The 13,351-nt window shown below is 59.6% G+C and carries 11 protein-coding genes; 6 read left to right on the forward strand and 5 right to left on the reverse strand.

The features are described 5' to 3' along the window. Positions 1–89 precede the first annotated feature (89 nt). The gene (locus PSH64_RS06295; protein WP_105348406.1) at positions 90–986 is read left to right on the forward strand and encodes an NAD(P)-dependent oxidoreductase; all 897 of its coding nucleotides are present in this window, start codon (positions 90–92) and stop codon (positions 984–986) included. Here PSH64_RS06295 and PSH64_RS06300 read toward each other — a convergent pair. Next, the gene (locus PSH64_RS06300) at positions 877–3,159 is read right to left on the reverse strand and encodes a bifunctional diguanylate cyclase/phosphodiesterase (protein WP_305480276.1); all 2,283 of its coding nucleotides are present in this window, start codon (positions 3,157–3,159) and stop codon (positions 877–879) included. The two genes, PSH64_RS06295 and PSH64_RS06300, sit on opposite strands and share 110 nt — an antisense overlap. A 149-nt stretch (positions 3,160–3,308) precedes the next feature. Then, on the reverse strand, positions 3,309–3,674 hold the full coding sequence (locus PSH64_RS06305; protein WP_305480277.1) for a YkgJ family cysteine cluster protein: 366 nt from the start codon (positions 3,672–3,674) through the stop codon (positions 3,309–3,311). A 280-nt stretch (positions 3,675–3,954) separates the two neighbouring features. Between PSH64_RS06305 and PSH64_RS06310 the strand changes: the two genes are divergently transcribed. Beyond that, entirely contained in the window at positions 3,955–5,304 is a 1,350-nt protein-coding gene (locus PSH64_RS06310) for an MFS transporter (protein ID WP_105348398.1), read from the forward strand. A gap of 166 nt (positions 5,305–5,470) precedes the next feature. On the opposite strand, the gene rapA is transcribed toward PSH64_RS06310, so the two are convergent. After that, positions 5,471–8,317 (reverse strand): RNA polymerase-associated protein RapA, encoded by a 2,847-nt coding sequence (rapA, locus tag PSH64_RS06315; RefSeq protein WP_105348396.1) that lies wholly within the window; start codon positions 8,315–8,317, stop codon positions 5,471–5,473. 230 nt (positions 8,318–8,547) lie between these two features. Here rapA and PSH64_RS06320 point away from each other — a divergent pair, with 230 nt between their 5' ends. The 3 genes from PSH64_RS06320 (at position 8,548) to ccoM (ending at position 9,418) form a co-directional block, all read left to right on the forward strand. After that, positions 8,548–8,889 carry an aspartate-semialdehyde dehydrogenase gene (locus tag PSH64_RS06320; protein ID WP_105348394.1) on the forward strand — a complete coding sequence of 114 codons (342 nt, stop codon included), beginning with the start codon at positions 8,548–8,550 and terminating at the stop codon, positions 8,887–8,889. Between the two features lie 105 nt (positions 8,890–8,994). Continuing rightward, positions 8,995–9,156 carry a hypothetical protein gene (locus PSH64_RS06325; protein WP_007935839.1) on the forward strand — a complete coding sequence of 54 codons (162 nt, stop codon included), beginning with the start codon at positions 8,995–8,997 and terminating at the stop codon, positions 9,154–9,156. Positions 9,157–9,301: 145 nt separating this feature from the next. Next, positions 9,302–9,418, forward strand: a complete 117-nt coding sequence (gene ccoM / locus PSH64_RS06330; RefSeq protein WP_018926882.1) for a cytochrome c oxidase subunit CcoM — start codon at positions 9,302–9,304, stop codon at positions 9,416–9,418. 264 nt (positions 9,419–9,682) lie between these two features. On the opposite strand, the gene PSH64_RS06335 is transcribed toward ccoM, so the two are convergent. Together PSH64_RS06335 and PSH64_RS06340 are read right to left on the reverse strand one after the other, a co-directional pair. Further along, on the reverse strand, positions 9,683–11,158 hold the full coding sequence (locus PSH64_RS06335; protein ID WP_105348392.1) for an inorganic phosphate transporter: 1,476 nt from the start codon (positions 11,156–11,158) through the stop codon (positions 9,683–9,685). A 377-nt stretch (positions 11,159–11,535) separates the two neighbouring features. After that, positions 11,536–11,736: a hypothetical protein gene (locus tag PSH64_RS06340; RefSeq protein WP_007935837.1), complete on the reverse strand. Its 201-nt coding sequence runs from the start codon at positions 11,734–11,736 to the stop codon at positions 11,536–11,538. Between the two features lie 662 nt (positions 11,737–12,398). Here PSH64_RS06340 and pcaR point away from each other — a divergent pair. Next, positions 12,399–13,241, forward strand: coding sequence for a pca regulon transcriptional regulator PcaR (pcaR, locus tag PSH64_RS06345; RefSeq protein WP_105348389.1), 843 nt, complete (start codon positions 12,399–12,401; stop codon positions 13,239–13,241). Positions 13,242–13,351 lie beyond the last annotated feature (110 nt).

The raw sequence follows: 13,351 nt of genomic DNA on the forward strand, positions 1-13,351 counted from the left end.
GATTGGCCTGAACATCGCTCGGGGGAATCCTTTCCTTAATCATGATGAATCGGCCAATATTCGATGATCTTTAATCAAAAGGAGGCTAAATGATGGCAGCGTTACCTGCGCTGGGGTTTGCCGGAATCGGCCTGATGGGGTTGCCTATGTGCCGTCGCCTGATGGCGGCGGGTTATCCGCTGACGGTGTGGAACCGCAACCCGGCCAAGTGTGCGGCGCTGGTCGAGGCCGGAGCACGGCAAGTGGCGACGCCGGCCGAACTGTGTCAGCACGCGGACCTGGTGATGCTGTGCCTGGCCGATACCGCCGTCGTACAAGAGGTCGTGTTCGGTACTGCCGGCGTTGCCGAGGGCGCGAAAAGCGGCCAGTTGCTGGTGGATTTTTCCAGCCTGGAACCCACGGCCACGCGGGAAATGGCGACCGCTCTGGTCCGTAAAACCGGTATGAGTTGGCTCGATGCGCCGGTGTCCGGCGGGGTGATCGGCGCCGAGGCCGGCAGCCTGGCGATCATGGTCGGTGGTGAGGCGACAGACCTTGCGCGCGTGCACCCGGTCTTGTTGACCCTCGGTCAGCGCGTGACCCACATGGGCGCGGTCGGCGCAGGGCAGGTGACCAAGGCCTGCAATCAGATGATTGTCGCCTGTAATGCCTTGGTCATTGCCGAAGTGGTGGCCCTGGCCGAGCGTTCCGGGGTCGACGCCGGCCTGATCGCCGAGGCGCTGGCCGGTGGTTTCGCCGATTCAAAACCGTTGCAGATTCTCGCGCCGCAAATGGCCGAAAGCCGTTTCGAGCCGGTGAAGTGGCACGTACGCACGCTGCTCAAGGATCTTGATACCGCCGTGAAGTTTTCCCGCGAACAGGGTTCGGCCACGCCGATCAGTGGATTGGCCGCACAACTGATGCGCCTCCATGGAGGGCAGGGGTTTCTGGAAAAGGATCCGTCGACGTTAGTGCAGCTATACCGTGAGCCAGACTCAGCGGATTGACGGTATGCATGTGCTTGCGCTGGTTGATTTCGGCCAGCACCGGGCGCAACTCAGCCAGCGGCACCGGACGACTCAGCAGGTAGCCCTGAACGAAATCGCAGCCGTGGCGTTGGAGAAAGTCGTATTGCTCGAAGGTTTCGACGCCTTCGGTGACGACCTGCAAATGCAGGGTGTGGGCCATGACGATAATGGCCTGGACGATCTCCATGTCCTGGGTGGCCTTGGGGATGTCCTGAATGAACGAGCGGTCGATTTTCAGCGTGTTCAATGGCAGGCGTCTGAGGTAGGCCAGGGATGAATAGCCGGTGCCGAAGTCGTCGATCGACAACGAAACACCGAGGGCGCGAATCTGCCGCAGCAACACCAGGGTATTGGAAATATTGCCCATCAGCGCATTCTCGGTCACTTCCAGTTCCAGCCGTTGTGGCGCTACCCCGAAGAGGTGCAGGGCCTGTTCGATTTCATTGGCCAGTTCTTCCCGCGCCAGGTTCAGGGGCGAGCAATTCACCGCGATTTTGAGGTTTTCGCAATCGTGGCGGGACAGCTCGCCCAAGTCTTCGCAGGCCTTGCGCAGCACCCAGTTGTCCAGGTCGGCGATCAGGCCGTTGGCCTCGGCGATGGCGATGAAACGATCCGGTGTCAGCAATCCGTGAACCGGGTGTTGCCAGCGAACCAGCGCTTCAAGTTTGGTGACCTGGCCGGTTCTCAGGTCATAGATCGGTTGGTAATACAGCATCAACCCGGTGTTTTCGCGCAGGGCGTGACGCAGTTCTTCTTCGAGCTGCAACTCCAGGGTGGCGCGGGTTTTCAGGTTTGTACTGAAAAAATGCAGGGCGTTACGACCGCAGTCCTTGGACTGATACAGCGCCAGGTCGGCATTTTTCAGCAGTTCTTCGCAGGTCTTGCCGTCTTCTGGAAACAGACTGATGCCGATGCTGGTGGTCATGACCATGCGCCGTCCGGACAACTCGATGGGTTCCTTCATTTTCAGCATGACGCGCTGGGCCATTTGCCGCGCTTCTTCGCGGTCGTACAGGCTGATGAGGATGCAGAATTCGTCGCCACCAAAACGCGCTACCACGTCTTCATGGCTGCGGACTGAGGCTTTGATGTGGCTGGCCAGGACTTTGAGCAATTCGTCGCCAGCGTCATGGCCGAGGCTGTCGTTGATCCGCTTGAAATGATCGATATCGAGGAACATCACCGCGAGCATGCCGCCTTCGTTGGTTTTCTCGATGAGTTTTTCGGCGAAGATCTGGTTGAAACCCCGGCGGTTGATCAGGTTGGTCAAGGGGTCGTAGTGCGCCACCTGTTGCAGCGACATGCGTGCCTGATCCAGTTGACTGAGCAGGGCATTGACCCGCTGCAGGTCGGACTCCTTGTGTTGCAGCTTCTTGTCCGCCAGTGCGGCACTGATGCTGCTGCCGATGATCAGCAGTGCCATCACCGCCACTGTCAGCCCCAGTTGCAGGTGATTGTTGTCGTCGGGCAGCGGCTGAAGGCTGTCATCGGGCACTACCAGGCTGAGCGCTGCCATGCCGGTGAAATGCATACTGACAATGCCGGCCCCGAGCACCAGGCTGGCGGTGTATTTGAGCAGTTGATGGTTCACGCCGGTGCCATCGCGCAGGTGACTGGAAATCAACAGGGCGGCCAGGCTGGCACCGATGGCGATCGCGATGGAGAGCACGAACAGGACAGGTTGGTAATAGGCTTGCGCATTCGATCGCAGAGCGGCCATGCCCACATAGTGCATGGTCGCGATGCCCAGGCCGATCCACACTGCGGCGCGCAGGTATTGCCGGAAATTCAGTTGAGGATGGCTGAGGGTGTACATGGCCAGCCACGAGGCGGTCAGGGCGAACAATAGCGAGACCAGGGTGGTGGGCAGGTGGTAATGGATTTCGATCGGCGCCAGGAACGCCAGCATGCTGATGAAATGCATGGACCAGATACCGCCCGCCAGACACCCGGCGCCGATCCAGCGCCAGAGTCGTTGTGAGGCGGATTTTGCCACATGCCCCACCCGTTCGGTCATGTCCAGCGTGGCGAAACCGGCCGTGCAGGCGACCAGATAGGCCAGCAGCACCAGAAACGGGTTATGGGTGCAATTGAGTATGACCTGCCCGCTTTCCGGTAGCCCGGTCATGAAATGCAAACCAAGCCACTCCATAGCATGTCCCGTCTGTGAGTCATCCTGGCCTGCGTCATGCGCGCTGGCGAATGCTTGCAGTATAGAGGCGTTACACAGAGCGCAAGGGGTGATGGCACATTGATGTGTATTATTTTTGGAATTGGCTTGATTACGGCCGGTGCCAAACCCTAGGCGATCTGCTCCAAAGGCGTTTCGAATTCGGGTTGCAGGGCGGGGAGCCCGAACGCTGCCCGTGCCGCATCGCAATCCACGTTCGCCTCGCCATTGGCCCACGAAGCGTCGAACTCCCGACAGGTGCTGGAGCGCTGATCGTAAATCGAGCATTGCACGGTGCTGCCAACTTCACCCACCAGACCGACACAGCGAACGGGTTTGCAGTCTGTGCCCAGCATGGCCACCCGGCTGGGGCTGATAGGCGCGACGAGTTCGTCAGGCACCGTCCCCCCGGCCGAGGTGCATTCACCCCAGAAAAAAGACACGCGAAAATGAGAACAGCAGGCACCGCAATTCAGACACGGACTGGCTTCGGACATGGGCAATGATCAAGGAGGGATAGAGGGTAGGTTGGGGCAGACAAGGCCGCTATTCTAGGCTTCGCCATGCCGTTGGGAAGGGGGGGCGGAGGTATTTTTCCAGCCTGCGACTGATGGTGAAAAACCTGACTCCCTGACAGCATTGATCCCACAAGTTATGCGTGGCGCCATGGGCTGATATCAACCTTGCGAATAATGACAGACAGCCCTGACGGGCCTGACTAGATTGGAGGTTCCGGGGACAGTGACGGCCCCAACAACAATAAAAAGAGACGGACCCATGCAGAACTCGACCCAAGCGGCGAATGCCTGGCGCATTCTGTTCCTGTTGTTTCTGGCCAATCTGTTCAACTTCTTCGATCGCACCATTCCGGCGATCATCATCGAGCCGATCCGCATGGAGTGGCACCTCAGCGACTTTCAGCTAGGGATCATCGGGACCGCATTCACCATCGTTTACGCCATTGCCGGCCTGCCCCTGGGGCGTTTGGCCGATACCGGTTCGCGCAGCAAACTGATGGGCTGGGGCCTGGCGGCGTGGAGCGGGCTGACCGCGATCAACGGGTTGGTGGGCAGTTTCTGGAGCTTCCTGATCGTGCGCATGGGTATCGGCATCGGTGAAGCCAGCTACGCGCCGGCCGCCAACTCGCTGATCGGCGACTTGTTCCCCGCGCATCGTCGGGCGCGGGCCATGGGCATTTTCATGCTCGGTTTGCCATTGGGCCTGCTGCTGGCCTTTTTCACGATTGGCGCGATGGTCAAGGCGTTCGACAGTTGGCGTGCGCCGTTCTTCATTGCGGCGGTGCCTGGGTTGATCCTGGCGGTGTTCATGTTCTTCATCAAAGAGCCGAAACGCGGCGCGGCGGAAAGCGTGCAGGTTTCGCAGGAACGCGTGGACCGGCCGATCCGTCGAGTGCTGGCGGTGCCGACGTTCCTGTGGCTGGTGATGGCGGGGTTGTGCTTCAACTTCGCCACGTATGCCTGCAATTCGTTTCTGGTGCCGATGCTGCAGCGCTATTTCCTGATGCCGTTGCAGGACGCGGCGGTGGCCACGGGGATGATCGTGGGGGTGACCGGGTTGTTCGGCCTGACGCTCGGTGGCTGGATTGCCGACAAGATTCACCAGCGGGTGGCCAATGGGCGGTTATTGTTTGCCGCGTTCAGCCTGGTTATTTCGACCCTGTGCACCGCTTGGGCATTGCATGCCGGGCGGATCGAAATCGGGGTGTTTGTCGCGGTGTTCAGCCTGGGTTGGTTGTTTGCCTACAACTTCTATACCTGCGTGTACACGGCGATTCAGGACGTGGTCGAACCTCGTCTGCGGGCGACGGCGATGGCCTTGTTCTTTGCCGGGTTGTACCTGTTGGGCGGTGGTTTGGGGCCGGTGGTGGTGGGCGGTCTGTCCGATCATTTCGCCCATGGCGCGATGCTCTCGGCGGGCGCCGAACAGATGACCGAGGCGTTCAAGGCTGTCGGCCTGCATGACGCCATGTACCTGATTCCGGTGGCGCTGTTTCTGACCATGGTGTTTCTGTTTTTGGCGTCGCGGTGTTTTGTCAGGGATGCCAAGCGGATGAAGGAAGGGTTGGTGGCGGTGGTTGAGCCTGCGGGTTCTGCGGTGACTGCCTGATCGCCTTCGCGAGCAAGCCCGCTCCCACAGGGAGGTCTGTCGTTCACATAACCTGTGGGAGCGGGCTTGCCCGCGATGAGGCCCTCAAGAACACCACAACAATCGAGCAGACAAAAAAAGGCCCGCATCGCTGCGGGCCTTCTTTTTAGCGGTGGAGCAGAGGGGATTAACCCGCCACCAACACCCGGATCGCTTCCAGTCGCAGCGCCGCCTTGTCGAGCATGGCCAGGCCTTGCTCGCGTTGCTTGCGCAGGGCAACCAGTTCGCTGTCGCGTACAGTCGGGTTGACCGCTTGCAGGGCGGTCAGGCGCGCCAGTTCTTCATCGGTATCGGCCGCGAGGCGACGTTTTGCCTCGGCCACGCGCTCGGCGTGACGCGGGGTGATTTTCTCTTCGCCGGCGTTGATCCGTGGCGTCAGCTGGTCGCGCTGAGCCTGGATGAACTTGTTGGCGCTGGCACGCGGCACGCTTTCGAGTTGATCGTTCAGGGTTTCGAATGACACCCGGGCCGCCAGGTCATTGCCATTGGCATCGAGCAGGCAGCGCAGAGCGGCCGGCGGCAGGTAACGGCCCAGTTGCAGCGAACGCGGGGCAACCACCTCGCTGACATAGAGCAGTTCCAGCAACACGGTGCCTGGTTTCAGCGCCTTGTTCTTGATCAGCGCCACGGCGGTGTTGCCCATCGAGCCGGACAGGACCAGGTCCATACCGCCCTGAACCATCGGGTGCTCCCAGGTGATGAACTGCATGTCTTCGCGAGACAGCGCCTGGTTGCGGTCGTAGGTGATGGTCACGCCTTCGTCGTCGCCCAGGGGGAAGCTGGCGTCGAGCATTTTTTCGCTGGGCTTGAGGATCAGCGCGTTTTCCGAATGGTCTTCGCTGTCGATGCCGAAAGCGTCGAACAGGGTTTCCATGTAGATCGGCAGGGCGAATTGATCGTCCTGCTCGAGAATCGCCTCGACCAGCGCATCCCCTTCGCCCGCGCCGCCGGAGTTGAGCTCCAGCAAGCGATCGCGACCGGTGTGCAGTTCGGCTTCCAGACGCTCACGCTCGGCGCGGGCCTCGTCGATCAGCGCTTGCCACTCGCCATCGTCGGCGTTTTCCAGCAGCGGCAGCAGGCGCGGGCCGAACTGATGCTGCAAGGCGTTGCCGGTCGGGCAGGTGTTGAGGAATGCGTTCAGCGCTTCGTGGTACCACTGGAACAGCCGCTCTTGCGGGCTGGTTTCCAGGTACGGCACGTGCAGTTCGATGACGTGCTTCTGGCCGATCCGGTCGAGACGGCCGATACGCTGCTCCAGCAGATCCGGGTGCGATGGCAGGTCGAACAGCACCAGATGGTGCGAGAACTGGAAGTTGCGGCCTTCACTGCCGATTTCCGAGCAGATCAGCACCTGAGCACCGAACTCTTCGTCGGCGAAGTAGGCGGCGGCGCGGTCACGCTCAAGGATGTTCATGCCTTCGTGGAATACCGTGGCCGGAATACCGGAACGCACGCGCAGGGCGTCTTCCAGATCCATGGCGGTTTCGGCGTGGGCGCAGATCACCAGCACTTTGGTGCGCTTGAGCATTTTCAGGGTGTCGATCAGCCACTCGACACGCGGGTCGAATTTCCACCAGCGCTCTTCTTCGTTGGCGTCCGGCTGGGCCTGGAAGCTGACTTCCGGGTACAGCTCGGCGTGATCGCCCAGCGGCAGTTCGAGGTATTCGGCCGGGCATGGCAGCGGGTAGGGGTGCAGTTTGCGCTCCGGGAAACCCTGCACGGCGGCGCGGGTATTACGGAACAGCACGCGACCGGTGCCATGGCGGTCCAGCAGTTCGCGCACCAGACGGGCGCTGGCTTCGGTATCGCCATCGTTGACGGCGGCCAGCAGCGCTTCGCCTTCGTTACCGAGGAAACCGTGAATGGTCTTGTGCGCTTCAGGCGACAGGCGCCCTTTGTCCAGCAGCTCCTGAACGGCTTCGGCCACCGGGCGATAGTTTTCGCTCTCGGCGCGGAAGGCGTGCAGGTCATGGAAACGGTTCGGGTCGAGCAGGCGCAGACGGGCGAAGTGGCTATCCTGCCCCAGTTGTTCCGGGGTTGCGGTCAGCAGCAATACGCCAGGAATGACTTCGGCCAGTTGCTCCACCAGGGAGTATTCAGGGCTGATCTGGTCTTCGTGCCATACCAGGTGGTGTGCTTCGTCGACCACCAGCAAATCCCAGCCGGCGGCGAACAGCGCGTCCTGGGCTTTCTCGTCTTCCACCAGCCATTCGAGCGCCACCAGGGCGAGCTGGGTGTCTTCGAACGGGTTGGCGGCATCGCTTTCGATGAAGCGTTCTTCATCGAACAGCGCGACTTGCAGGTTGAAGCGGCGGCGCATCTCCACCAGCCATTGGTGCTGGAGGTTTTCCGGTACCAGGATCAACACGCGATTGGCGCGACCCGAGAGCAGTTGGCGATGGATCACCAGACCGGCTTCGATGGTCTTGCCCAGACCCACTTCGTCGGCCAGCAGAACCCGCGGTGCAATGCGGTCGGCGACTTCACGGGCGATGTGCAACTGGTGCGCGATTGGTTGCGCCCGCACGCCGCCCAGGCCCCAGAGCGATGACTGCAACTGGCGGCTGGTGTGTTCCAGGGTGTTGTAGCGCAGGGAGAACCAGGCTAATGGGTCGATTTGCCCGGCGAACAAACGATCGCTGGCCAGTCGGAACTGAATGAAGTTCGACAGTTGGGTTTCCGGCAGGGTAACCACTTCGTTCTGCGCGTTGAGACCGTGGTAAACCAGCAAGCCGTCGACGTCGTCGACTTCCTGGACGGTCAGTTTCCAGCCTTCGAAGTGAGTGATCGAGTCACCCGGCGAGAACCGCACGCGGGTGAGGGGCGCATTCCGTAGCGCGTACTGGCGAGTCTCGCCAGTGGCCGGGTAGAGCACGGTCAACAAGCGGCCGTCCTGTGCCAGAACGGTGCCTAAACCCAGCTCGGCTTCGCTGTCACTGATCCAGCGTTGCCCCGGTTGATACTGCTGCGCCATGCTGCCTGACTCCCACCTTGAAAAAGCGGGCTATCTTAACGGAATCAGCCCCCAGACCAAAGGTTTACGTGCGCAGGAGCTGCCGAAGGTTGCGAACTTTTCAGGACTTGAAGATCAAAGGATCGCAGGCTGCTCCAGCTCCTGCGGTGCCAAGCGGATCACAAGTTTGCGACCAATGGCTCAAGTCGCCACCCCCGCAGCCGACAGCCTTCTGACAGGAGACCAATAATATGCTGCCACCGATGCTCCCCTTGAGCGCCGTGCCGATCACTTCACAGCAGGATCCGATCCGCCAGCGCCCGGATATTCCGCCCGTGGTGCCAGTGCAGGAAAGCTCCAACGAAAGTACCATCGATCTGCAAAAGCGCGACCCGGAAGAGGCCGGACTGCAGCTGCGCGAGGAACAGCGCCGGCAGCAGGAACGGGAGCGGCGTCGTCGTGAGGCCGATGAAGATCCTGAAGAGCACCTGGCAATCCCGGGTAACGAACTCAATGCCGACAACACCGTGCCGGTGGCGCCGTTGATGGAGAATCAGCCACGTCAGGGATTGTGGGTCGATATCGAGATTTGACGTGTCGGATCACTGGTCAGCGCCCGCGCCAGACCGCATTATTGGCGCAATCCTGTCGCCTTTAGCCGGCAGCTGAATTCATTTCCAAGTGATGCACTGAACGCCATGAGCCAAGATGACAAGCTGATCGACCTCAACTCTGAACGTGCCAAACGGGTTCATGACCTTAATGAAAAGCGCCTGAACGAAGTGCGCCAGGCATTTGAACAGGCCATGCCATTGGGTAAAGCAAAGAAAAAGCCGAAGAACAAACCGAAAAAGCGTTGAAAACACCCTGCATTGGTTGATGCAGGTCAGTTATTTCCCCTCCTTTACGCCCCGTCGCGGGCGGCATTGATCCCGGTCAATTTTCTCTCCTGCCCGATTGGTTAACTTAGCCCCATCGCAACAAGGCAAGTCCAGGAGGCCAGTCATGTTTTTCGATAACGTGGTGATCGCCGGAGTGCTGACAGTCGGCCTCATGGTTCTGTTTTTTGCAGGGTTTGGTTTTTTTATCTGGAAAGATTCACATAAGCGGAGAAAACCGTAGGTTTTTCTGGAGCAATGAGCACGCAAGGCATTTTGGGCGACTTCGGTCGCCCTTTTTTTTTGTGCGAATTTCTATCGGATGCACATCGAACTACTGTGGGAGCGGGCTTGCTCGCGAAAGCGGAGTGTCAGGCGACATCAATGCCAACTGATACACCGCTTTCGCGAGCAAGCCCGCTCCCACATTTGATGTGTGGTGTTGGAAGAATGCAGCAATAAAAAAGGCGCGAACCTCACGGAACGCGCCTTTTTCAGTAGCGGTGTATCAGCTACCCAGTGCCTTGGATGCCAGCCAGAACAGGCCGGCCGACAGGGCCACGGTGGCTGGCAGGGTCAGGACCCAGGCCAGCAGGATGTTTCTGACGGTGCCGCCTTGCAGGCCGCTTTTGTTCGCGACCATGGTGCCGGCCACGCCCGAGGACAGGACGTGGGTGGTGGAAACCGGCAGGCTGAAGATGTTGGCCATGCCGATCATGCACGCGGTGGTGATCTGCGCCGACATGCCCTGGGCATAGGTCATGCCTTGCTTGCCGATTTTCTCGCCGATGGTCAGAACCACGCGTTTCCAGCCGACCATGGTACCCAGGCCGAGGGCCAGTGCGACCGCCAGAATCACCCAGAACGGGGCGTATTCGGTGGTGGTGGTCAAGTCCTTGCGCAGTTTGTCCAGGTCAGCCTTTTCACGGGCAGCGAGGCCAGGCAGCTTGCTGACTTTCTTCGCCGTGTCGTCCAGGCAGAGCAGGTAACGACGCACTTCGATGCGGCTTTCCGCCGGCAGCGAGTGGTAGTCGGCTACCCCCTTGAGGGTGTCGAGCAGGGCAGCGATGGTCGGTTCGGTCTGTTGCGGGTTGCAACGGAACTTCTCCGGCAGATCACCTTCCACGCTTTTGCCCAGGGCCAGGAATTCACCCAGCGTATCGGCATTGCGCTTGTAGAACTGGCTCAGGTGCAGGGTTGCATCGCGCGTCCGTTCGATCTGGTAGGTGGTGCTGCCCAGGTCGAGTACGAACTGCGCCGGGACGATACCGATCAGCACCAGCATGATCAGGCCGATACCTTTCTGGCCATCGTTCGAGCCGTGCACGAAGCTGACCGCCATGGCCGAAATCACCAGTACCAGACGGTTCCAGAACGGTGGGTGTTTCTTGTCGTCGATCTTGCGGCGCTGTTCCGGCGTCTTGTGCATCTTGGACAGCGGACGCCACCATTTAAGGCCGATCAGCACCAGGGCTGCCACAAGGAAGCCGGCCATTGGCGAGAACACCAGGGACGCACCGATATCGATCGCCTTCTGCCAGTTCACGCCATCGGCCAACGGAATATCGTTGATCAGGGCATTGGCCAGGCCGACACCGAGGATCGAACCGATCAGCGTGTGGGAGCTGGAGGCCGGGATACCGAAGTACCAGGTGCCCAGGTTCCAGGTGATGGCAGCAGCGAGCAACGAGAACACCATCGCCAGTCCGTGACCGGTGTTCACATTGATCAGCAGTTCTACCGGCAGCAGATGGACGATGGCGTACGCCACACCCACACCACCCAGCAGAACGCCGAGGAAGTTGAACACACCGGAAAAGAACACCGCCAGGTGCGGCGGCATGGCTTTGGTGTAGATAACAGTGGCCACCGCGTTAGCGGTGTCATGAAAGCCGTTGATGAACTCGAAGGCGAGGACAAAGGCCAGGGCGAGCAAGAGGCTCACAAGCACCCAAGCATCCAGTCCGCTGAATAAATCGATCATGAAGGTTTTCTGACCCGGTCGTAAGGGGGCGCGATTATGCCAGAAAAGACTGCTAATCGATGCACTTGCTGCTCATCGGTAACATTCTTCAACGAATTTATTTGTAGCAATCCCCTGAATCCCGGGTTTTTTCAGGGTTCTACAAGCCATTGAATTTGCTTGGAAAGGCACTGCCACAAGGGTTTCTCTCGTCGAGACAAGAGGCTTGAATGCTTGTGTGAAATATCTGAGAAGAAGGTCGGACAGGAGCCATTTTCCTCATCTGGCGGATAAGGGGGACCGCCGCCCGCTTGTAGCGGGCGCGAAAAGCATCATCGATACAACCCGCTTTTAACGGGTGCAGATACAGGCTCTTGAAAGGATTCAAACCGAGGCAGTCATGGCTCTTCGGCTTTGAGTTCCTTTTCCATCTTCTGCAATTCCTGGGTGAAGGCCTGATCCTGAACAGTGGCGCGTTTACGCCAGGGTTTGCGTTCGGGTTCTGGCTGAGCGGCGTAGGTGGTGACTTCCCCGCCGTAAACTTCCTTGTAACGTTGTTCCTGGCGCTCAAGTTCCGCGCGCAGTTCGTCTTTCGTCACAGTGCTACCTGATTGAGTTGAGATTAATTCTGGTGAAACGCGCTGCATCGATCTATTGACCATGCTCGTTGGAAGGACAATGCCTGTACGGCATCGTTCCAGCGGCGCAATCAATACGTCGATGTTGCAGGCGGCCACGGCACCAGAGAAAAACAGCTGACGCAGCATCAGTCTCCTGTTTCAGCGAGCGCGTTGGCGGAACATATGAAATGAGCGTCAAGCGGCTTGCTGCGGACAGCGGCGATGGATATCGCGCTGCCGGTGGGCGGACTCGGTACGAAAAAACCGGTCGCCACTGAAATGCATTATAGCGGTCGATCCGAAGAACACTATCTCTTGGCAGTTAAAAGTAGTTCCTCATGTGTGATTGTTTTGTACTCGCAACTTTGGCGGTAACTACGTTGGAGCGACGCCAGTTGCAGTGGTGACTTTCTGGCGCCATTAAGCCGGACAAATTATTACATCGTCCACCTATAAGCCAGTGACCGAAAATAACAACCGTATTGTGCGGCGAGCGAAAGCGGCATGGCTCGGTGCAGGCACAAAGAATTGCGATTATCGCTCAATGGTTCGATAATCGCCCAATCCTGGCCGCCGGTGGCTTGTATGTCAGACCGCGAGCCGCTTGTAATAGTCGCTGATCCGTGTAGGAACAACCTGATATGAACGATCAAATGCGTAATTCCTTCGCTTCAGCGGCGCCGCCAATCGTCGCCTCGCCCGCCAAGCGAATCCAGGCCCTGACCGGTGACCCGGATTTCATGACCTCCCTGGCCCGTGGCCTGGCGGTGGTGCAAGCGTTCCAGGAGCGCAAGCGGCACCTGACCATTGCGCAAATCAGCCACCGCACGGAAATTCCCCGCGCCGCTGTGCGACGTTGCCTGCACACCCTGATCAAGCTCGGCTACGCCACCACCGACGGGCGCACCTATTCGCTGCTGCCCAAAGTCTTGACCCTGGGCCATGCCTACCTGTCGTCGACCCCACTGGCGGTGTCTGCCCAGCCCTACCTGGACCGTATGAGCGAGCAACTGCACGAAGCCTGCAACATGGCCACGCTGGAGGGCGATGACATTTTGTACATTGCGCGCTCGGCGACCACCCAGCGATTGATTTCCGTCGACCTCTCGGTGGGTGGACGGTTACCCGCCTATTGCACCTCCATGGGCAGGATTCTGCTCGCTGCGCTGGACGATACGTCGCTGCGCGAATACCTCGACCATGCAGAGCTGCAAGCCAAGACCAGTCGCACCCTGCATACCCCCGAGGCGTTGCTCGAATGCCTGCAAGAAGTACGGCGGCAAGGCTGGTGCATCGTCGATCAGGAACTGGAGCAGGGCCTGCGCTCGATTGCCGTTCCGGTGTACGACGCTTCCGGCCAAGTGGTGGCGGCGCTGAACGTCAGCACCCATGCCGGCCGGGTCAGCCGCAGCGAGTTGGAGCAACGTTTCCTGCCCGGTTTGTTGAGTGCCAGCCGCGACCTTAGCGCGCAGCTGTTCGCCTAAGCTGTTCGATAAACGCACAGAGTCGCGTTTATCGAATTGACGCTCTTTCCCTCGGATCATTAATGTCGCGGCAGCGTCATCCGGCGCTGCTGGCCCTCAGCAGTTGCCGG

Source organism: Pseudomonas sp. FP1742 (assembly GCF_030687145.1).
GTDB classification, from domain to species: Bacteria; Pseudomonadota; Gammaproteobacteria; order Pseudomonadales; family Pseudomonadaceae; genus Aquipseudomonas; species Aquipseudomonas frederiksbergensis_D.